Source organism: Niabella aquatica (genome assembly GCF_054779315.1).
The window spans coordinates 292,763-315,687 of the sequence record NZ_BAAGYM010000008.1 but is presented as its reverse complement, the minus strand read 5'-3'; the positions used below and the strand labels follow the sequence as shown (position 1 = coordinate 315,687).

Genomic DNA, 22,925 nt, shown 5'->3' with positions numbered 1-22,925 from the left:
AACTCAAAAGGCCGTTGAAAACACCCATATACCACATCCCAATCTGATAGTGATCAATTCTCAAATAGAAACTATCTTTGCAACTCTCCAAAGAAGATTAAAACATTTTGAACTTTTTAGATTTTATGAGCGTGCAACATTTATCGGAACAGGAAATTATCAGAAGAGAAAAATTACAAAAACTGCGGGACGCGGGTATTGATCCCTATCCTGCCGCATTGTTTCCTGTAACCCACTATTCGGCAGATATTAAAGCTGATTTTTCTGAAGAAGCAAAAGACCGGTTTAACCATGTCAATATAGCCGGTCGTATTATGAGCATTAATGATAAAGGCAAGGTTTTCTTTATAAAGATCCAGGACAAACAGGGTATTTTTCAGTTATATGTAAAGCGGGATGAACTTTATCCCGGTGAAGATAAAAGTGAATGGGACGTGTTGGTGAAACATGGCTTAGACCTTGGTGATTTCATTGGGGCCGGCGGTTATGTGTTTGTTACCAAAACAGGAGAAACCTCTTTGCATACGCAATCCCTTACACTGCTTTCCAAATCATTAAAACCTTTACCTGTAGTAAAGCGGGATGAAGAGGGAAATGTGTTTGATGAAGTAACCGATCCTGAGTTCAGGTACCGCCAGCGGTATGCCGACCTGGTGGTTAATCCTGCCGTAAGAACAACTTTTATTAAACGCACCAAACTCATCAACTCTGTACGTGAGTTTTTAAATGAACGTGGTGCTTTGGAAGTGGATACTCCGGTGCTGCAGGCCATCCCCGGCGGTGCTGCAGCAAGACCGTTTGTTACGCATCATAATGCGTTGGATGTGCCATTTTACCTGCGTATTGCCAATGAGCTGTACCTGAAACGTCTGATCGTTGGCGGGTTTGACTGGGTATATGAGTTTAGCCGCAACTTTAGGAATGAAGGAATGGATCGCACGCACAACCCAGAGTTTACCGTACTCGAATTTTACGTAGCATATAAAGATTATTTCTGGATGATGGAAACCACAGAGCAGCTATTGGAAAAAGCCGCTTTGGATGTAAATGGCACTACTGATGCAATCATTGGCGACAAAACTATTTCGTTTAAGGCGCCATATGCAAGAGTATCCATTTATGATGCAATAAAAGAGCATACAGGTTTTGATGTAAGTGAAATGGGCGAAGAAGGATTAAAAGAAGTGTGCGGAAAACTGGGTATTCATGTAGATAAAACCATGGGCAAGGGCAAGCTGATTGATGAGATTTTCGGTGAAAAGTGTGAGCATCACTACATACAGCCCACCTTTATTATTGATTACCCCGTAGAAATGAGTCCGCTTACCAAAAAACACCGAAGCAAACCCGGGCTGGTAGAACGCTTTGAGCTGATGGTGAATGGTAAAGAAATTGCCAATGCTTACAGCGAGCTGAACGACCCTATAGAACAACGGGAACGTTTTGAGGAGCAGGCAAAGCTGCTGGAACGTGGCGATGAAGAAGCCATGTATATTGACTATGATTTCCTGCGCGCCCTGGAATATGGTATGCCGCCAACCTCGGGCATTGGCTTTGGCATCGACCGGTTGGTTATGATGCTGACCAATTCTCCTTCTATACAGGATGTACTGTTCTTCCCGCAAATGCGGCCGGAGCGGGGGGCTGAGGGATAATAGCTAACACAAAGATGGATAGATCGGATTCTGGTCATAATTTTTAAATAAAAAGCAGGTAAGATAATAGCATTTTGATATCGCTCATAGGTGGCTGTTTGGTTAAAAAAAGGGTTAAATAACCCTTTTTTTATTCTTAATCAAATCGCATTTTTGGTAATGTAAAACAAAGGCATGTCTTATGCAGACAGACCAGGGAACAACCACTAAAAGGTAAATTTATACCTGAAATAAAAAGACACCTTGAAAAACCGAAATAAGTATTCTTCATAGAACGATCGGTTTTGCCCAACATATAAAACTGCCGTTTTGCAACAACAACCGTAAGCGGGGAATAAAGATAAAATTAATGATCATGGTTTTTCAAATAAACCGGAAACCATTAGTAAGGCTACAGGAAAAAATTGATCGGATTATATATGTTTTTTAAACACAGTGGGATATTCCTGAATCTTAAAATCCAATTCAAAGATGAGAGCGAGCAATGATTTTTTCTTAACTGCTAAAAAATTCTGGAAAACAGTTGTAAATAAAGAAACCGCTCCCGATGTAGAAAAGCTGCAGCGCCAAATAGAGCTGTATAAGCGATTGTTAAGCATTTTCCACGCGGGAGATTATTACCATTATGTGTTCAGTATGTACATATCGGAATTTGATGTGGTAAGTGAAAAAATACGGCAGGTGTTAGGATATGAACCGGAAGAAGTGACAATGAAATTCCTGATGGATAGGGTACATCCTGATGATAAACCGTATGTATTAAATTTTGAATACAAAATCGTGGAGTTTTTCAAATCATTGCCTTTTGAAAAAGTTGCTTTTTATAAGGTTCAGTATGATTTCAGGATAAGGAAAAAAGATGGCAATTATGTAAGAATGTTGCACCAGGCAGTGCAGGTGGATTATGACAAAAAAAACTATTACCGTACATTATCTATTGATACAGATATAACTCATATAAAACCTGAAGGCATTCCTTGTTTTTCACTTATTGGTCTTGACGGGGAGCCATCGTATTATAACATAAAGGACACTCATTTTTCAAAATCGTTTGATTTATTTACCCACCGCGAACGGGAGGTGCTCAAAGGGGTTGTAGAGGGTAAAACGAGTAAGGTGCTTGCAGATGAACTCTGTGTCAGCATCCATACGCTGCATACGCACCGGAAAAATATATTGGCCAAAGCCAAAGTTAAAACCCCACTGGAACTTATAAAAAAAGCAATAGGCGAGGGATGGGTATAAATACCCTAAAAAATACCTATCTATAGGTATTTTTTAATGTGGGTGGAGAAAATAATTTTGTGCTCATACAAATGCCACCGAATTATAGATAAAAGCCAATATATGAGACTTGCATTCCTGTTGTTATTTTCACTGATTCCATTTACACCGGTTGATGGCCAAAAAACTGTTTCCCCATTTCGTAAAGGTTATGCCTGGCTGGGCATACTATTGCAATAGCAGATTTTAGCAGTCAATACTTCTATGCAGGATAAACAATAAATAACATTCGGACTTCCGACTGTGTTGCACGTTGACTTCGCAGCACGGGTAAAATACGGAAAACAAGGCTTACTGAACTTTTAAAATAAAGCACAATGAATACAATTAAACAACTTTTACTGCTGTTAGCTATCATAAGCATTGCAGGCTGCTCTAAAGAGGATAACAGTTCCGCAAGGTACGATAAAAACAGCCTGGGTTCCTACAGTGGTGTGCTGGTGGGATCCAGCGGATATATCACTATTGAGCTAAAATCGACCGGCGCTACCGTCACAATTGTTTTTGATGATGCGACTTACCAGCTTAGCTCAGCGATTGCACTACAGCCGGGAACAAAAGTAACCGGATATACTTTACAGAAAGACGGGGTAAAAGTAGTAATGGATGTAAATGCCGACGGCTCTGTGCCGCAGGTAGCTGTAACCATACCCGGCCATGATGTAACGGCCGTGGTTTTTAAAGTAACCTCTAGTGTTGCGGTGGAAAACTATATCGGCACATTCAGTAACACAGATAGTGAGTTACCACAATACAACAACAGCGGCATACTGAACTTTACCATACATGGTAATGATGTAATAATGCTGTCAAAATGTAAAACCGGGGATTGCGGCGGCACCGCTTACATTAAAATGACCGGTAAAGTGGTGCGCAATACCAATGGCTTTACCATCAATTTTGATAACTGCAACCCTAACGACACCGTCTGCACCTTGGCCTTTACCAAAACGGCTACAGGCTACAGATACGTAGAGGTAATAGCACCAGGGGGGCAGTTTGTTGTGGAGGTAAAGAAGGCGGGATAAAGAGTATTACCGTTAAAAAACGGGGGCGGGCTACCGCTTTAATACGCTTGATCTTTTTCAATGTCAAATGCACTTTTGTGATAATAAACAATTAAACTTATGGCAACAAATCAGGAATTGACAGCGCTATTAGCCCTCGAATTAGGAACCTCAATCGTTAACAGAAGGCCCTACGCCAACGAAGTTTTTAAAACGTGGGATATTGACTTGCTTCCCCACTCCGCCACAGACACACTATTATGTGAAATTTACGACTGGAATGGCCGAAATTGGAGAACCACCGGAAAAAACTTAATAGGTTACATTTTCCCTTCGGAAAGAGTAGCCGAAATTAAAGAACAATTATTATCCATGCATAAATATGAAGCCTCTGTTCCCGATTTTGAGTTCAGCAAAGACCAGGTGATTGATCTTGGCTTTAAAATTCCTTCTTTATTCAATATCGGGTTTAATGGTAATATTAAAAATGCAAAGGAACTTTCAATAAAAGTTAACCGGGTAGCAAAATCGCGCATAACTAATATTGATAGTCCCGGTATTGAAATCATACGGAAGTTATCTGAATTTGCACAGAAAAAATCAAAAGCATACAGAAAGAATATCAAATTTAATTATCTGGCTCAATCATTATTTTACGCAGAAAGTGTTGAAATCTATCTTGAGAAAGAGGCGGGCGTTGATCTTGGGGTATCTTTTGATACTGAAGGCGTTGCTGTTGAAGCAAAAACAGATACCGAAACTAAAAAAGAAATAAAGCTCAGTTATAAAGGGAATAAGGCGCCTTTTGGTGCAAACTTCGTGAAAGGAAAAAATTTTTACCTTTAAAGCAATAAACGGCTTTAAATATGAAAAAGCGCAACCTTAAAACAGCCATTTCTACCACGGAGCCGGTCATATCATTACCCGCCTCCATCTGGATTTCCGCACAGACCAAGCCGGTAAAAGATCAACAGCAGTTTTGCAATACACACACTGCTTGCTATAATACAGATAGCCTGCCTTTTTGTTTAAAAAGATTGGCTTCGCCCAAAACTGCCGCCGGGCAATACCGCTGGTCTGCAAATATTTTGTAAGCAGCGATGTGGCAGGTTATAGCACGTTCATGTACATATAAACTATTTAAAGCACAATACAATGAATCCCCTGGTAATAAGAATTAAAAAAATACAGGCAATACTTCGGACCAATCAAACCGGGGTATATGATTTAAATACTATCAATGCCATTCGGGAAGTGCTCAACCTTCCTGTGTCTACATACAACGGCAGCAGGCAAAAAGAAGAGATTCAAAAAAAACTGGGCTTTGCAGGAAAGGACATCGATGGAATATTCGGAGTAAATACAACTACCCGCATTGAAAGCCTTTTAAATAATGAATTACCGCCTTTGCCCAAAGGAGCCAATATGATTGTTTCGAAAAGATCGCTCGAAATAATTATCGAAAGTGAAGTATCGTCAAGGGCGGCCTATCAATTGAAATACAAATATCCTGTTTGGCCTAAAAACGAAAGCGGTATTACAATAGGAATAGGTTACGATTTGGGATATGTAAATGAAGCCGTTTTTTTATCAGACTGGCAGGAATTTATTAATGATGCTGAAATTAAAAAGCTGAAAGCTGTAGTGGGACTTAAAGGCAGAAATGCTGAGGCAGCACTAACCCCGGAAATTAAAATGGTTGAGGTACCACTTGAAGCAGCCCTCACGGTTTTTTATACTAAATCAATGCCTCAATATGCAAAAAGTGCGGCACGGATATACCCGGGAATTGAAAAGCTGCCGCCAGATGCCCAGGGTGCACTGTTGTCAATAGTTTACAATAGAGGCGCTTCCGTGGCTGGAGAAAGAAGAACCGAGATGAAAAACATACAGAAATGGGTGATTCAGAAAAACCTGTCCAAAATAGCCGGGGAAGTTAGGGAAATGAAGCGTTTGTGGCCAGATGTAAAAGGATTACGGGATAGAAGAGAGCGGGAAGCCGTATTAGTAGAAAATGCAAATTATTATTTGCAAACAATAGAATACGTTTTTGTATAGAATCCCTATTATTCTCTATCCGGCAACTTTCAAAAAATTCCATCCGTGTAAAAATCACCAATTTCTCAGGATCATTAATACATTAAAAATTCTTACAGTTACAATTCCTAACAAACACTATTAGATTATGGAAAGTACAAAACCAGGTATGGGCGGCTGGTATGGCGTAATTGGCCTCATTGTAGGCACTTGCATTATACCCCTCTCCAACCTTATCAGCGACAATCATTTTAAGGAAAAGGAAACGGCCATTAACCAGATGGGCTTTTATGATAAATATGTAAAAGACCTCATTGCCCGCCAGGACAATACCGCCCAGCAGGTAGAGCTGGCAAAATACTTTTCCTGTGTTACAGAAAGTGAAGCATCAAGAAAAGGATGGATTCAGTATTATCATTTAAAGAACGAACAGTTAAAGGCCGAAAAGGATTCTTTAAAAAAACTGATTATACGCTACAAAGGGTCTTTTTTTAACAAAGGGCTGCTTAGAGACAACCTCACAGATTTAGAGGAATATGAAAGAGATAACCTGCTTGCAAGCATACAATCTCTACAAAGAAGATTTGAAATTGTTGTTACACCAACAAAAGATTCTGTTATTGTAAATACATCAACGGACAATTCCTATCAAACGGGAAGAGTATATATACAATATAACCAGGAGCGTAAAAGCGATGCAGAAGATTTGAAAACACACTTACAGGGCAATAGCTGGGTAGCACCAGGAATAGAAAAAAAAGATCTGGTGCTCAATACATCACAAATACGGTATTTCAATGTCTCTGATAAAATCCTGGCAGAAGCATTGAAATCAACGATTGAGAGCAACAGCACTTTTAAAAATGAAGATATAAAAATCCTTTTTATTCCGTTAAAAGCTCCGTTGGGCCAGCTTGAAGTATGGCTTAAGAAAAAGGATGGACCCGGCAAATTATAATATTTTATAAAACATATCGCAATGAATGAGTTTGAAAATATATTCAGCTACCTGAAAAAAGATAGTGATGGAGTATCGCTAATTGAAAGATTAGAAAAGCACAGAGAAAAGGAAAAGCAATACTCCGACCTTTATGTTGTGGATGAAAGCGGAAAAGAATTGCAGTATGTGCAGCTTGTACAGGAGGGGGGTGGCACATTAGGCATTTCCCTGGTTGGGTTTTGCTTCGTTTTGGAATATATGGGTATCCGGTTTCTAAAGCTGGCAGGTACCAGCGCAGGGGCGATCAATACGCTGTTTATGGCCGCTTTAGGGAAAAATAAAAACAGGGCAGTAACACCACAACTATTCAATATAGTGAGCAAAATGGATATGTTTTCATTTGTAGACGGGCATTGGATCGCCAAAGGAATGATCAGCAGCGTTATTTCAAAAGACGGCTGGTTTAAAAGCACTATAATAGCGTATGTGATCATCATCCTGTTGTTGCTGTTTTACTTTCCTGTTGTTATTAATTATTCTTTTATAGCGCGCATATTATACTGGATATTTCTTGGCGCTTTCCTGTTGTTTACGGCTATAATTGTTTTTTTGTTTTACCGATTTAAAAAAGCGCGGTATGGCATTAATCCCGGAAATGAGTTTACTAAATTTCTCAAACAAAACATTGGTGATAATAATTCAAAAGCGAAGCTTGACTGCATCGCAGGGTTTAGCATTGACCCCCAAAGCGGAAAGGCTGAAGTGAATGGCGAAACCTATCAATTTAAACTAAGGAACCAAAACCTGAATGGTAGCCGGCAGCCATTTAAAGATCTTCGGGCCGACTATACATTTGTTACAACTGATATAGCTTCCGAACGAAAAGTTGAATTGCCAAAACAGGCCGGTCTTTTTTGGGAAAAGCCAAATGAAGTAAATCCCGCAGAATTCGTAAGGGCGTCTATGGCAATTCCTCTTTTTTTTGAACCTCTTATTGTAACAGTTCCTAAGGAAAAAGAGGTTATAATAAATAGCTGGAAGGAAATTTTTGTAGATATAGCGCTTATCCCGGATAAAGCTATTTTTATCGATGGAGGCTCCATATCAAATTTTCCCATCAGCATCTTTCACAATGATAAAATAGAAGTTCCGAGGCTCCCCGTTTTAGGCATAAGGATAAATGACGTAAAGCATAACCCCAGGCAGGAAATAAGAACTTTTTTAGATTATGCAGGAAAAATAGTCAATACGATGAAAACATATTACGACAGGGAATTTCTTACAAAAAATAATTTTTATGAAAAATACAGCATTGCTGATATCAATACTTATGAAACGAATGCAAACTGGCTGGATTTTAACATGAATGAAAAAAATAAACGGGCGCTCTTCACTCAGGGCGTAAGGGCTGCAATAGCATTCCTGGAAAACTTTAACTGGGATATTTATAAAAAGGAAAGAGCACGGGTTTATTCAGATCTAAAAAATAAATAATACGCTGTATGCAAAAAGATCGTATAACAGGAAAAATATTTTTCTGGCTAATGGTTATCATTACCATCATTTCATACCTACTGATGACATTGAAGTCTGGTTGTATACTGCATTCGATTCCATTCAAAAGTTCAAAAGTAGTTCCTCTGCAAAACTTTAGCTCCAATGCTGCATTTTTGTCGCTTTTGCATGCTGCTAACCCCGAAGCTATTCATCAGCTCATTAATTATTACAAAATTGATTACTTGTTTATGGTTGGCTTTTATGGGTTATTAGGCTATTCTTTGTTATCCGCTATCTCTATTTATATGAGATATATGAATCGAAAAAAGGGGGGTTTAAAATACGCATTAATTGTTATTTTAATCGGATCATATGTAGGCACCGTTTTGCTGGATATTGCTGAGAATATCCAATTGATATACCAGGCGAGAACGTTCAGTGTTTATATTGAGGAACTGTATTATCCGCTAAGATTTAGGTTGAAATTTTATTTCGCATTTGTCGTAATCATTGCTGTCCTGCTCTCTTTTGTACTCAAGCGTTTTAAAAAAGATATCCGTCATATTTAAACACTGTCATTTTGCCGCAATTCTACTATGTCTTCACTGCATACCTGCTATCCGTCCGTCTTCGCTTTTTATAATGGCTTGTTGCCTCCACCGCGCGCACAACACACAGTGCTTTATCTCCTAAAAAATTCATCTACATTCCTTTATTAACATATTTTGGTAAAGATTTTGCCTGTAGCATTTAAAAATTATATCTATGGCAAAAGTTAATATCGGCATTGACGCCAAAAACCTGAAAGGAGTTTCAAAACTCCTGTCTGATGTGCTGGCAAACCAGCACGTACTTTATATTAAAACAAGAAAATACCACTGGAACGTGTCGGGCCCCAGCTTTATGGAGCTGCACTTGCTGTTCGAAGCACAATACGAAGAATTAGCCAAAAGCATTGATGAGGTAGCTGAACGTATAAGTAAACTGGGAGAGGCAGTACCTGGCACCATGGCAGAATTTATTAAATCCGCTTCGCTTAAAGAAGACAGCACTATACCGAACCAACAGGCAATGATCAGCAACCTGCTTAAGGACCATGAAACCTGTATTAAATCTTTGCGTGAAGGAATTGATGATTGTGAAGATAAATATGAAGATACCGGTACAGCAGATATGCTCACCGGGCTCATGCGTAAGCATGAAACGAACGCCTGGAAATTACGCCGGTATTTGAAGTAAACTTATTACATCCGCGTAATAGTTTTTAAGGAGAACAGCCTGGTAAAAAGGACTGTTCTTTTTTATTTTCCTGCTATACCCTGGTTTTCCCAAAAGGTTTTTAATGGCTACTTTCGTTGAATAAATTGCCTTGTTATGAGAAGAACGTTCCTGGTTGTATCCCTGCTGGCGCTGGTTATTACTTTTTTGCTGGGATATTATTTCAGCATTAACTGGTATGTGCTTTTTGCAGGTGTTTTGGTTGTTTCCTGCCTGGGATATTATGATATGGTTCAAACGCGGCACAGCATCCGCCGTATTTATCCCGTGTTTGGCCGGCTGCGTTATGTAATGGAAGAGCTGCGCCCGAAAATCTATCAATACTTTATTGAATCGGATATTGATGGGCGACCGCTGAACAGGATCGACCGCTCTACGGTATACCAGCGCGCCAAACAGGATAATGATACCATGCCCTTTGGCACACAACTGGACGTTTATGCGCCTGGGTACGAATGGATCTGTCATTCTATTGCCCCTAAAAGCTTCAACACCCTGGACCATGATCCACGCGTTATCTTCGGCAATAAAGACTGTAAGCAACCTTATAATGGCAGCATTTTGAATATATCGGCCATGAGCTATGGCTCCTTAAGCTCTAACGCTGTGGAAGCCATGAACGGCGGCGCCAGGCTGGGCAGCTTTGCACATAATACAGGAGAGGGCGGCCTAAGCGATTTCCACTTAAAGCAGGGTGGCGACCTCATCTGGCAGATCGGCACCGGTTACTTTGGCTGCAGGGATGAACACGGGAATTTTTCTCCCGGGTTATTTGCCCAAAAAGCGCAGCTGCCTACTGTAAAAATGATCGAGATAAAAATCTCGCAGGGTGCAAAGCCCGGCCACGGCGGTATTTTGCCAGCAGCTAAAAATACGCCTGAAATTGCAAGGATCAGGCATATTATGCCGGGAACAACGATCGAGTCGCCGCCTTACCATACAGCTTTTAACTCCCCCAAAGAACTGGTGCAATTCATCAAACAATTAAGAGATCTTTCTGGTGGCAAGCCTGTGGGTTTTAAATTATGCATCGGTCATAAAAGCGAGTTCATCGCTATTTGCAAAGCTATGATCAGCCACGATACCTATCCCGACTTTATTACCGTAGATGGTGGCGAAGGCGGAACAGGCGCCGCACCGCAGGAGTTTTCCAATTATGTTGGCGCACCGCTTTTAGACGGGCTGGCATTTGTGGATGATGTATTGAGCGGATTAAACATCCGGCATCATATAAAGATCATCGCTTCGGGAAAAATCACCACCGGTTTTCATATTGCACGTGCCGCTGCATTAGGCGCAGATGCCTGTAACTGTGCCCGGGCCATGATGTTGGCCGTAGGCTGCATACAGGCATTGATCTGTAATACCAACCGTTGTCCAACCGGGGTGGCAACGCAAGATCCGAAGCTGACAAAGGGATTGGTAGTAGCAGATAAAATGCATCGCGTAGCCAATTATCATAAAAATACTGTAAAAACTTTTGTAGAGCTGATGGGAGCCGCCGGGCTGAATGGAATGGACGGAATTACACGCTCTCACGTATACCGGCGCGTATCGCTTACCTCTATGTTTACTTTTGAAGAGATTTTTCCCTCTGTAAAATACGGCGATTTTTTAACGGGAGAAATACCAGAAAAGTATAAAGCAGATTATTCATTTGCTGATGAGAACCAGTGGGGTATCCATACTGTTGGCAGCTGGAGCGAAGAAACAAGAAAAGAAAAGCCAGAAGCAACGTTATAGAAGCATTTCTGCGGATATTTCAGCAATAAGCACGTGGGTATAAAATCAGCTTCTATCACTGGGTAACGGCGGAATATTACTCTGGCCGAACCGGATTTTTTTAGAATGAATAAAAAGGTGTATATAAGTGAAATATACAATTCAATATTGAATTGTAATAAATTTTGTTACAATTAAATTTTTCTCTTTATCTTTGCAGAGGCATGAATAATACAAGGTTTGCTACGGCGATACATATTATGGTTTTACTGGAAAAATACAGGGAACAATGGTTAACTTCTGACTGGATCGCCGGAAGCATCAATATCAATCCTGCTATTGTTCGTAAAGAGATCGGAATTTTAAAAAATGCGGGTATGATCGAAAGCCGGCTTGGGAAAGAAGGAGGAGTGAAGCTTGCAAAAAAGGGGGAGGACATTTTTATATCAGACATTTATGCGGCTGTTAAAAACAGTGAGCTTTTAGGAAAAAAAAATCACCCTAATCCACAATGCAGCATAGGTAAAGTAATTAATAAACATCTTGAAAAATTATATGCGCAAACGGATACGCTCGTTTATAATTACCTGGGGCAGCAGAACCTGCAACAGTTTAGCAAACAGTTAAAATAATTTTTTTCTCTTAAAATGTAACCTTTTTTATTACAATTAAAACATATAGTATGAAAGTTGCTGTAATCGGAGCCTCTGGTTTTGTTGGCTCACACATAGTGAAAGAGTTGGCCGGAAGGGGCCACCAGGTTCTTGCTATTGCAAGAAATACCTCATCAATTACCCCCGGGAATAACGTCACAACTGCAAATGCGAACGTAAACGATGTTAAAGAATTAACGAATGTGCTACAAGGGTCCGATGCCGTAGTAAGTGCCTTTAATGCAGGCTGGGCCAACCCGGATCTTTATGAAGATTTTTTATCGGGTTCGCGTAATATAGAAAAGGCAGTTGAGGCTTCTGGAGTTAAACGGCTTATTGTAGTTGGCGGTGCCGGTAGTCTGTTACTTCCTGATGGAACCCAGTTGGTAGACAGTCCTGAGTTCCCTGCTGCATTTAAGCAGGGAGCAACAGCCGCAAGAGATTACTTAAATGAGCTCAAGCAAAACGACACTTTAGACTGGACCTTTTTCAGCCCGGCTATAGAAATGAGCCCCGCCTCGCCAGGTACAAGAACCGGCAAGTACAGAACAGCTTCTGATCATCCTGTTTTTGATGAACAAAACAGGAGCCGGCTTTCTGTTGAAGATTTAGCAGTAGTTATTGCCGATGAACTGGAACAAAACAGCCACCTGAAGCAGCGCTTCACAGCGGGCTATTAAAAGCAATAAAAAAGCCGGAACTTATCTTTCCGGTTTTTTTATTACCAGGATCGTTTAGTATTCGACTTTATAATCCTTCTTCACCGGCTGCCCGCTCCATGCTTTTTTGCTGGTCCAGTCTGCCGGAGGATCTGCCCAGAATTGATCATTAGCCGGCAGGCCTAACGGGAGAAAACCAAGCGTTGCCATGTACAGGCTTCCGGTAGAGGTGTACACATCCGCGATCATGGGCTGGTGGCCGTTAAAGCCCAGCACCAGCCAGCCATTTGTATCGAAGTTCTGGTTACCCTCATACATATTGTAAAACACTTTGGTTAAAGCACAACGTACCTGCGATGGTGTTACCCATTCCGGCAACTGGTGCATTAACGCGGTTTGCGCCAAAGCCTGGAATGCAGCCGTGCGATAAGTAACGGAGCGGCCATAGGCAGGATAAGTACCATCAGGCGCAATGATACGCTCCAAATATTCCGAATAACGCACCATTCTTCTCAGAGCCTCGCTATACGCTTCGTTTACACTATACCCTTTCTGGTTGTATCTTGTTTTGGGCTTTACTTTGAGCGAGCCCAGCAGGTCTACCAGCATAGGGTGTATTACATAAGAGTTGTAGTAATCCATGCTGAACAGGTCGCCGTCTTTATACCAGCTATCGCCCACATACCATTCACGCATTTTATTCAGCGCGTAATCAATTCTTACCGGGTCAAACTCTTCTCCCTGCAAACGGATAAAACCTTCGCACATAGCAGCAAACAGCAGCCAGTTATTATAGGCTCCTGTCCTGTCCCGCAGCGATTTAAATGCTGTAATAAACCGTTGTCTGGTGGTTTCATCCAATGGCTCCCATAACGCTTTAGGTGCGCGCATAAAAGCCTGCGCCAGGTAAGCCGCATCTACAATGGGCTGCCCTACTTCCCTGAAGTTTAAACGGTCTTCGCTCTGTGGGTCAACCGCGTTGGTAAGCCCTTTAACAGCAAGCGCTTTATATTGCTTCCGCAGCTTTCCTTCTTCTGTATTATCGTCGGGCAGCTCCAGCCAGGGCGCTATACCTGCAAAGCAGCGACCTACGGCTTCTAAATAAGTAACTTTTTCAAGCGCCAGGCCATAACCAGGTCCTTTCTCCAGCGGCATGTTCTTTTTAAGGGTTCCGCTGGCAAGATTATTTACTACCGGCCATGCTATTTTATGCAATGCTTTTACCCAATACGCACGGTCCTGTGCACCTGTTTGCGTCAGCACCGGCTTATTTTTTTGAGCAGTAGTATCAGGCAGGTATAAAAACTGGAAGACGAATGCAATAAAAAATAATTTCATAAAATGTGTCATTTTTTGTTCTTTTTTATAACGCGCTTATTTAAATTCTTAAAGGGAACGATCCCCTGCTCGCAGAAGGGAGTTCGGCACATAAACTTAATCTTCGCTGCAGGTTGTTACGTTTCCTTTTAATGCCACCAATTCACAGATAGGCATCTTCGGCGCTTAAATAGGGCGCTACCCATAATTTTATTCATGCATTTGTGGTATCACTTCGTGAGGCATCCTCCCCTGAAGTTTTTGTCTAATATAATCTTACGTATCTTTCTTAATATATCTGCAGGCCCGCTTGCTAAACATTGCTCAGACCGGTTAAAAATAAGATCAACCTGGTTTCATAAATGTGTTTACAGGCTTCTTGAAAATTAAAACAGGGATTGCCCTTTCTCCAATTTTTCATATCGCAATAAAGCCTCTAAAAAATAATAATCGGCATACACCAGCGGAACATCTATTTCCGTATCATGCGGAATACTACCTACAGAGTGCTTCAAAATAAAATTCCCGTTGGTTCCGGCCTGTGCCCTGTATGCATCAGCGCCCAGCGAATGCAGCATTTTAACGGCAGCTTTTTTATATTTTTCAGCAGCTTTCCCTTTTATATACGTGCTCAGTTCCAGCAGGGCAGACGCTGTGATTGCAGCGGCAGAAGCATCCCGGTATTTTATTGTAATATTATTTGCATTCGACTTTATACCAGGCGTATACCCGGCTTCATTTGCGTTGAAATCCCAGTAAGGAACCGCATCTGCCGGCAGGTTTTTATTATCGATAAAATAATCGGCCAGGCCCGATGCAAATGCCAGGAAACGGGGATCTTGGGTTTCTCGGTACACCATCGTATAACCGTAAACAGCCCATGCCTGCCCGCGGCTCCAGGTAGAATTATCGGCATACCCCTGTGCTGTTTCACGAGCTATTACTTTGCCCGTATTGCTGTCATAACAAACTACATGATAAGAGCTGTAATCGGGCCGGAAATGATTTTTCATAGTAGTTTCGGCATGCTTAATGGCAATTTGCCTGAATGAATCATCGCCCGAGACCTTTGATGCAAAAAACAACATTTCGAGGTTCATCATATTATCTATAATTACCGGGAAATCATAGGTGGCATTGCCATGCCAGGATTTAAAAACATTCCAGGACTTTATACAACCGGTGGTTGCATTAAAGCGGGTGCTTAATGCTTTGGCCGAATTAATGAGGATATTTTTATACTCCGGCTTATTGGCCAGCCGGTATGCATTGCCATAGCTGCAGTACATCATAAAGCCCAGGTCATGATGTTCGGTAAAGGTTTGCAATGGTTCCAGCTTTTCTGTCCATTTCTCTGCCTCGGCTTTTAACGATTCCTCTTTAAAATACTCATACACATACCAAAGGCTTCCGGGAAAAAAGCCGGGTGTCCAGTCATACATAGAAGTGGTAACCAGTTTTCCGTTTTTATTAGTAGTTCGCGGAAAAGCGCCGTTTTTGGCAGCAAATTTTTTATTGGCGGTTTTCAACATGCCATTTAGCATGGTGGTTGCATGAATAAAGTTTTCTTTTACGAAATCGCCGGCTGCCGGGCTTGCCGCTTTTTGGGCCGTTGTGCAGGAAACCAACGCTACAGCAAAAAATATAGCGGTAAAAAAGTCTTTTCTATACATTTTTAAATATACAAACTTGATGTTAGTTTATTCGAACAATAATACATCTAATCCTTAACAATGCAAATCATTATTCGCGTTTCTGGGCTTTTGCCAATGAACTGCCCGCCTGCGATATAACAGCATACTGAAAAGCACCTACATCAGGATTCCCGGCAGGAAGGCTATTTCCTGAAAAGTCTTTCCCTCCATTGTTCCGAATAAAAATACCGGCATTGCGACAGGGAGAAGCTTCGCCTATCCTATATCCATAGGCTGCCTTAAGGCCCAAACCCGGTGCAGGGTTTTCAAATAAAGGATTATTGTAAAAATTATTGTTACGCAGCGATGTGCCCCAATCGAGGGCTGTAAACGTTGCTGCAGGATAGAAGCAATTATTATAAAAACGCGCCCTGCTGTCGGGCGTAATATCAGCGAGTTTATTTATAGCAGCTGTTGTATAAAATATGTTATTGGAAAACTCAGCGCCCGACCCTTCCCAAAACAGCATCTCTACGGGGTTCTTTATATAAAATACATTATTATACACGTAGCGATCTTTGTTGGTGCTGTTTTGAATAAGGAACAATTTCTTACGGCCTGCAACACCCACATCGTTTACACTTACATTATACCTTACGGTAATATTGTTGGCTTTAGACATAAACAGGAAAAAGCCGCCGTTGTTATCGTGCGAATAATTATACTCAAAAATATCGCCTTCGGTAGCAGAAAGGTCATCCCATCCATCAGCGTCAAATGCCATGCCGTCGTTGGGGCCACCGCCTTTCATTCCATATACTTCATTACGGGAAATAAGCGTGTTTGTGCTTGCTACTGTCCATATCCCGGCAAAGTTGATGTCATTGGTCATACATGCGTTATACACCGTATTATTTGTAATTTTGGCGCCCCCGCTTACCTGGGCCATAACAATACCATCCCCGTAAATATTTTCAATCCAATTATTATCAAATACAATATTTTTCGACCGGTTAGTCATATCCGAAAATCCTGTGGTGCGCAATCCTTCCACCGAACAGTTGGCAATATGGCAGCTTTGAATCAATACATCGCTTAGCTTGCCACTGACAATAATACCCCCCGTTCCCTTAACGTAATTGGTTTGCTTAGCTGTTGCGGCATTTACATGATGTACGTAACAGTTTTTAATAGTAATATTTGTACAAAAAGTATCCGTGAGTCCTCCGCCATTCACCCTGATACCGGTAACTGCATAGCTAATGCCCTCCGGAACCGTATTGGTTATTTCCAGGTTGTTTACCTGCCAGTAAGAAACTTTATTTAAAAGCAATGTGCTTGATCCATTTGTTTTTCCTCCGCCATTAATTACAGGTTTGCGTTCTTCGCCATATTTATCAATAACGATAAGCGCCCCTTCTTTTCCTGAACCTTTGGGCTGCAGGGTCTCATTCCATACTCCTCCGCTTTTTAACAGGATACTGTCGCCAGGGAAAAATGTTAAGGAATTTACTTTGGATAGTGATCTCCATGCATCCGCAGCGCTGAGACCTGTATTATTGTCGTTCCCGTCAGGATCTATATAGTAGGTATTGGATTTACTATATATGCTGTTCCCTGGATTTGTTTTCCATACCGGTTTCTTACAAAACGAAAAACAGGTGCAGAAAAACAAAAACAATAACATTATTCTTTTCATAAACAAAATGTTGATATCCTAAAAAAATACGGATTGCCAGGGTTTATATAGAGGGAGGTAGTGCCTAAACTAACCGTTTTGTTGGTAATTGTTGCATTCCTCCCTCTAAAAATGATGAAAGATATCCGGATTACCCCTGAAAATCATTTAATAAACCCAGCCGGGAGTAGGCGTCAGGTTACGGTTTAATTCTATTTCTGCTTTTGGAACCGGCCATGTATAATAATAGTCACCTATCCATTCATAAGTAGTGCCCCCTGTATTTTCGGTGCCGCCCCAGGCGTGCTGTGCTACTTTCTCACTGAATTTTGTTTCTTTTAAAGTTTTCCAGCGCATTTCATCAAAAAAATTCACCCCTTCATTTACAAACTCGCGCCGGCGTTCATCGCGCACATAATTACGCGCAGCCGTTTGACTGGCAAACGACGATGCCATGGTGGGTATGCCCACACGGTCCCTTACCTGTTTTACCTTGGCCATAGCCCCGGCGAGGTCATTCATTTCAACTAATGCCTCGGCCCACATCAATAACACATCAGCGTAACGAATAATTGGCTCATCCACCGGGTTGTTTTGCCTGCGCGCATACTCCAAACCCTCGCCTACAAATTTGCGGTGGATGTATTTAAATTCTGCCTGCGCGTTACAGGTGCCGGAAGTATAATAAGTAGCGGGCAAACCGGTCCTCAAATTAGGCTCTGCAGATGCCTGATCTGCATAATATTTATTGGCAGGGAACCGGAATGTGTACGTAGCATCTGCTGTCCTGGTACTGTTTACGCCCTTATAATCGGAATATGGTGTAACTACATTATACGCTAAGCGCGGGTCCCTGCTGGCATAAGCGGCTTTCAGCCGGGCTTCATTTCCTTCGGGCAAATACAGCGCTCTGACAGAAGCCTCTAATTTATTCAATTCACCATTAATAAGTGAGGTTACGGTAGAATGTATATCTGTTCCGTTTATTTTCTGATCGCGGATAAAAAAGACTTTCCGGTTGGCTGTAGTGGCTGCGCTGATGGTATTCCATTGCGGAAAGAAATCGGTCCAGTTAAATGGTTTCACCGTGTTATTGTCAACGATTACTTCGTACAGGTTTACTATCGCTGGAGTAACCTGTAAGTCCGTCCAGCAGCCGGCGCCATCTTTAGCTCCCTGGCTCCATGCAGCACAATATTTTTGTAACCGGGACCCGTATCCATCGGGTTCTTCAATATATTGCACACTCATGATCATTTCCTCGCAGCGCTCGTTGGCCACTTTAAACAATTGTCTGTAATTAGAAAAAAGCTTGTAGCCCATTTCTCCCACTTTGGCAAAGTCGGCGACAGCCAGATCATATTTTTTAGTGAGGAAATAAGCCCGCCCTCTTAAAGCGTATGCAGCTCCTTTGCTCATCCGGCCTTGGCCCTGTATTTGATTATTGGGCAGGTTGGGCTCATTAATGGCATCCGTAAGGTCCTGTATAACCAGTGCCCACACATCGGCTTCTGGACTTTGTCCTTTAGTAGCTTCAGAAGGATCTATGGGTTCTGTATAGACTGGTACTCCCAATCCTTCCCGGCCAAACAATTCGTTTAAACGCATATAGAAAAAACCGCGCAAAGCCTTACATTCTGCTACCAGCCGCGCTTTCTTCTCTTCTTTCATCGGGGCGTTAGGAATATGTGCAATAGCATCATTGGCCCGGTGAATACCATCGTAAAACCATTTCCACATGAAGTTAAAAGTGGCATTATTTGGATTAACATTACTGGAGAAGAGGTTCTCCAGTGCGTACTCTCCCTGGCCACTCATACCAAAAGCCTCAAAGCCATAATAACCCATATTCACGTCTCCTTCTCCTACAATACCGTTGCTGCGTACCGGCCTTTGCAATGAATAATAAACGCCTATTACTCCCTGATCTACCAGGCTTTCTGTTGTCCACATGGTGCCTGAAGATATTTTATTGTTAGGCGTCGTTTCCAATAGCTTATTACATGCCGTAAACATACCTGCAACACAAGCTATTGTTAAGAAATATATTATCCTTTTCATGTGTTTAATTTTATTGTTTTAAGGTTCTGATGAAACATAGCTGATAACCACATGCTGTTATGTTTCCAATAAATCTGTAAAAATTTTAAAATGAAAGTGTAATTCCGGCAGAGTACATTCTCGCTATAGGATACACAATTATAGAGCTGCCCAGTTCGGGATCTACACCCTCGAAATTTTTATTTTGGATCGTAAGCAGGTTTTCCCCGGAGAAAAAAACACGCAGATCGCTTATCCTGGCTCTGCTTACCCATTTTTGAGGAATGGTATAGCCCACCTGTAAAGATTTCAGCTTCAGGTAAGATGAATTATAGAGGTAAAAGGTATTAGACGGCATAATTGAACTTGCAGACAACAATCGTGGAAATTTCGCGTTTACATTTGCGGTCGGGTCGGTTGCCGGGTCATAGTTGGCATAGTCGGTATTTGCTTTTACGGCATTATAAAAATAATATTTAGTCCAGGCGTCGGCCGGAACCGCATCCCTGGTATTTGCCAGGATAGATCCGTTTGCTCCACGTTCATTGATATAATGATAAGAACCCGCACGTCCGGACCAAAGCATGCTAAGGTCAACGCCCTTCCAGGCTGCAGTCATATTTAAACCGAATACAAATTTGGGCGTGGCAGATTTGCCAAGAAAGTCCCGGTCATCATCGTTGCCATATTTTCCATCACCGTTTATATCGGCCATAATCATCTGTCCATACCAAATGTTGGCAGCTCCGAAACCTACAGTATTTCCTGCTCCATTACCAAAAGTGTATCCTGCCGCAATCATAGATTTTACCCATTCGAGATCGGCTTTGGTGCGTATCATACCGTCTTTAGGGCCACCATTCGGATTTACAGAGCCGTCTGAATTGGTGTATGTTCCGGTTCCGGCATAGGGCCTGCGCAGGAACCATTCATCGATCATGTGGCCCTCTACCCTGCGTGTATCGCCACCTGTAGACACATCTGCCAAGTTGGTATAGCGCCAGGTTGGGTTTTTCCAGATGTCAGGCGTAGCGGCGTCCTGTGCATAATTTAAGGTTCCTTTAAATTTAGTAACCTCGTTTTTATTGTAACTAACGTTACCACTGATGCTGTACCTGAAATCCCCCACACGGTCGTTCCAGCCCAGTGTAAGCTCAATGCCTTTATTGGCCAGGGAAGCTTTGTTCTCCTTCGGTGCGCTGATATTACCCATTGTACGGTATATGATCGCATCGGCAAGGATATCCGATGTATGGCGATAATAAAGATCTACCTCCGTGCTCAGGCGGTTTTTTAAAAATTTAGCTTCGAGACCCAGGTTATAAGTGGTTAGTTTTTCCCACGACAGGCTCAGGTTCTGGATGGTTTGCTGTATTACACCGTTAGCTACCTGCTCGTTAAATACGTTATTTACTTTCTGGTACAGGGTTTGCCAGTCGTAATTGCCGCTTACCGTATTGCCCAGTGTACCATAAGATCCTCTTAATTTTAAATAATTCACTACATCTTTTGCTCCTGCAAAGAAAGGTTCATTGCTTACCACCCATCCTGCTGAAAATGAGGGGAAAAGCCCGCTGCGGTGACCCGGTGCAAATTTAGATGACGCATCTGAACGGAAATTGGCTTCAAACAGGTATTTACGGTCAAACGCATAATTCACACGGCCAAAATATGACAACATCGCATACTCACTTTTTGCAGCATCTCTTTTATTATCATCAGAACCAAAATTATCCACTGTACTTCCAGAATTAATATCTGTAACACTCCAGTCAAGAAGCCCTCTTACTGTAAGGCGAAAGCCACTGGTTTGAGCATGGTACTGCTCATATCCCAATAAACCGCCTACATCGTGCCTGCCAAAACTGCGGTTATAACGTAACAAAAGGTTGGCGGTATAGCTGTTAGATGTGTATGAGTAACGTGAGCTGGTTGCCTGATCTAAGTTACCAACGCCCTCCTTTGGCGTTTCAAAACTTTCACGGAAACTATACAAAGGAAAATTTTTAGAATAATTTTCATCTTGCCGCATATATTCACTATAGTTAAACCGGGCCTCGGCCACAATCCCTTTCCATAAATCGGCATTGGCGTACCAGGTGGTATTGATGCGGGTAAACTCGTTCAATCCTCCCCTGGAAATCAACGATTGCAGGATATTGTTTTGCGATGTAGTATTCGGGTCTTCACTGGATCCTAACAGACCATTGTATTCAGGAGTCATTCCCGGAAAGGCCTGGAGCAAATAAGTCATATCGGTGCTACCAGGCTTTTTATATTCTTTGGTAGCATAGGTTTGTGTGCCAAAAGTAATGATATCGGCTATTTTTGTTTCGAGGTTCGCTCTTAAATTAAAGCGCTGCATACCGGTATTAGGTAATGTGCCGGGGTTATTCTGGTAGCCCAGCGACATCAAATAATTTGAATTCTTGCTTCCTCCCGAAACAGATACACCATACCGTTGATAAATGTCGGGTTGAAAAATAATCTGGGCCCAATCTGTATTTGGATACGCCAGCCAGTTAGGAATGGTCTGTCCTGTAACCGGGTTCGTATATGTTCCGTTGGGGTTGGCATTTGCAGCACGCCATTCATCTATCGTCGTTTGTAAATAATCCGTGGCCGCGGCGCCGATAGCATTAGTCTTTGCAATATTGTGCAACTCCATCCAGTCTGCAGTATTGGACATAAACTTCAGATCCGTCATCGCTTTTTCGTTGGCATACAATGCACTGAAAGTAACCCGTGGAGACTGGTTCCTTTTTCCTTTTTTAGTAGTAACCAAAATTACACCATTGGCCGCCCTGGAACCATAAATAGCGGCAGAAGCAGCGTCTTTCAAAATAGAAATACTTTCCACATCATCCGAGTTCACCGGAACCATATCTGCAACCACCCCGTCTACTAATACTAAAGGAGCGCTATTGTTAAAAGATCCGGTTCCGCGTACCTGTATAGATACATTTTCATCTCCAGGATTTCCACGCCCCTGTGTTACACGCACACCGGGCGCAGCCCCGGCCAACGTAGAAGAAAGGTTCATTACCGGCCGGTTGGCGATTTTTTCGGCGCCTATAGAAGATACAGAACCTGTAAGGTTCACCTTCCTTTGTGTGCCGTACCCTACTACTACCACTTCATCCATCGCACCTGTTGTTGATTTTAATACAACCGTGATCTCGGGTAGGCTTCCTACATTTTGCTCCCGGCTTTCGTAACCTACCGAGGATATTACTAGTATGCCGTTTGGGGCTAAAGTAATGGTAAACTTCCCTTCTTCGTTAGTGTTTGTTCCCACCGAAGAGCCTTTTACAATAACAGAAGCTCCTGAAATGGGTTGGGCCTGCTCATCTAACACAGTTCCGGAAACCGTATTTCTCTGCGCCCTGGCAAAAAGGGGTAAACAAAAGGTAACGCAAATTAGTACCCCAAGCCTAATTACGCCCCAAACATGCATTGTTTTCTGTAAAAGCATAGTTGTGATTTTTTGTATAAAAAAATAGCATCCTGTAAGAACAATCGTT

18 protein-coding genes are annotated in these 22,925 nt (G+C 42.0%); 13 read left to right on the top strand and 5 right to left on the bottom strand.

Annotation, left to right across the window (positions count from 1 at the left end):
* Positions 1-125: 125 nt before the first annotated feature.
* From lysS to ACYVBM_RS08245, 13 genes are all read left to right on the top strand, one after another.
* On the top strand, positions 126-1,655 hold the full coding sequence (gene lysS, locus ACYVBM_RS08305; RefSeq protein ID WP_460685176.1) for a lysine--tRNA ligase: 1,530 nt from the start codon (positions 126-128) through the stop codon (positions 1,653-1,655).
* Between the two features lie 471 nt (positions 1,656-2,126).
* A complete protein-coding gene (locus ACYVBM_RS08300) occupies positions 2,127-2,900 on the top strand; it encodes a LuxR C-terminal-related transcriptional regulator (RefSeq protein WP_460685175.1) in 774 nt (257 codons plus the stop codon).
* Positions 2,901-3,256: 356 nt separating this feature from the next.
* Complete coding sequence (locus ACYVBM_RS08295; protein WP_460685174.1) at positions 3,257-3,967, top strand: hypothetical protein; 711 nt, start codon at positions 3,257-3,259, stop codon at positions 3,965-3,967.
* 99 nt (positions 3,968-4,066) lie between these two features.
* Positions 4,067-4,792, top strand: a complete 726-nt coding sequence (locus ACYVBM_RS08290) for a hypothetical protein (RefSeq protein ID WP_460685173.1) — start codon at positions 4,067-4,069, stop codon at positions 4,790-4,792.
* 20 nt (positions 4,793-4,812) lie between these two features.
* Positions 4,813-5,040, top strand: a complete 228-nt coding sequence (locus tag ACYVBM_RS08285; RefSeq protein ID WP_460685172.1) for a hypothetical protein — start codon at positions 4,813-4,815, stop codon at positions 5,038-5,040.
* Positions 5,041-5,101: 61 nt separating this feature from the next.
* The gene (locus ACYVBM_RS08280) at positions 5,102-6,004 is read left to right on the top strand and encodes a hypothetical protein (RefSeq protein ID WP_460685171.1); all 903 of its coding nucleotides are present in this window, start codon (positions 5,102-5,104) and stop codon (positions 6,002-6,004) included.
* A 127-nt stretch (positions 6,005-6,131) separates the two neighbouring features.
* Positions 6,132-6,941, top strand: a complete 810-nt coding sequence (locus ACYVBM_RS08275; protein WP_460685170.1) for a hypothetical protein — start codon at positions 6,132-6,134, stop codon at positions 6,939-6,941.
* Between the two features lie 21 nt (positions 6,942-6,962).
* Positions 6,963-8,417: a patatin-like phospholipase family protein gene (locus ACYVBM_RS08270; protein WP_460685169.1), complete on the top strand. Its 1,455-nt coding sequence runs from the start codon at positions 6,963-6,965 to the stop codon at positions 8,415-8,417.
* 8 nt (positions 8,418-8,425) lie between these two features.
* Positions 8,426-8,989 (top strand): hypothetical protein, encoded by a 564-nt coding sequence (locus ACYVBM_RS08265; RefSeq protein WP_460685168.1) that lies wholly within the window; start codon positions 8,426-8,428, stop codon positions 8,987-8,989.
* Positions 8,990-9,185: 196 nt separating this feature from the next.
* Positions 9,186-9,659, top strand: a complete 474-nt coding sequence (locus ACYVBM_RS08260; RefSeq protein ID WP_460685167.1) for a Dps family protein — start codon at positions 9,186-9,188, stop codon at positions 9,657-9,659.
* Between the two features lie 135 nt (positions 9,660-9,794).
* Complete coding sequence (locus ACYVBM_RS08255) at positions 9,795-11,441, top strand: FMN-binding glutamate synthase family protein (protein WP_460685166.1); 1,647 nt, start codon at positions 9,795-9,797, stop codon at positions 11,439-11,441.
* A gap of 203 nt (positions 11,442-11,644) precedes the next feature.
* Positions 11,645-12,052, top strand: coding sequence for an Rrf2 family transcriptional regulator (locus ACYVBM_RS08250; RefSeq protein WP_460685165.1), 408 nt, complete (start codon positions 11,645-11,647; stop codon positions 12,050-12,052).
* 50 nt (positions 12,053-12,102) lie between these two features.
* Entirely contained in the window at positions 12,103-12,753 is a 651-nt protein-coding gene (locus ACYVBM_RS08245; RefSeq protein ID WP_460685164.1) for an NAD(P)-dependent oxidoreductase, read from the top strand.
* A gap of 54 nt (positions 12,754-12,807) precedes the next feature.
* Here the strand turns inward: ACYVBM_RS08245 and ACYVBM_RS08240 are convergent, their stop codons facing one another.
* From ACYVBM_RS08240 to ACYVBM_RS08220, 5 genes are all read right to left on the bottom strand, one after another.
* Positions 12,808-14,070 (bottom strand): DUF2264 domain-containing protein, encoded by a 1,263-nt coding sequence (locus ACYVBM_RS08240; protein WP_460685163.1) that lies wholly within the window; start codon positions 14,068-14,070, stop codon positions 12,808-12,810.
* Positions 14,071-14,435: 365 nt separating this feature from the next.
* Positions 14,436-15,722 (bottom strand): glycoside hydrolase family 88 protein, encoded by a 1,287-nt coding sequence (locus tag ACYVBM_RS08235; protein ID WP_460685162.1) that lies wholly within the window; start codon positions 15,720-15,722, stop codon positions 14,436-14,438.
* Between the two features lie 70 nt (positions 15,723-15,792).
* Positions 15,793-17,382 carry a right-handed parallel beta-helix repeat-containing protein gene (locus ACYVBM_RS08230; RefSeq protein WP_460685161.1) on the bottom strand — a complete coding sequence of 530 codons (1,590 nt, stop codon included), beginning with the start codon at positions 17,380-17,382 and terminating at the stop codon, positions 15,793-15,795.
* 147 nt (positions 17,383-17,529) lie between these two features.
* Positions 17,530-19,422 (bottom strand): RagB/SusD family nutrient uptake outer membrane protein, encoded by a 1,893-nt coding sequence (locus ACYVBM_RS08225; protein WP_460685160.1) that lies wholly within the window; start codon positions 19,420-19,422, stop codon positions 17,530-17,532.
* A gap of 85 nt (positions 19,423-19,507) precedes the next feature.
* Entirely contained in the window at positions 19,508-22,876 is a 3,369-nt protein-coding gene (locus ACYVBM_RS08220; RefSeq protein WP_460685159.1) for a SusC/RagA family TonB-linked outer membrane protein, read from the bottom strand.
* Between the last annotated feature and the right edge of the window lie 49 nt (positions 22,877-22,925).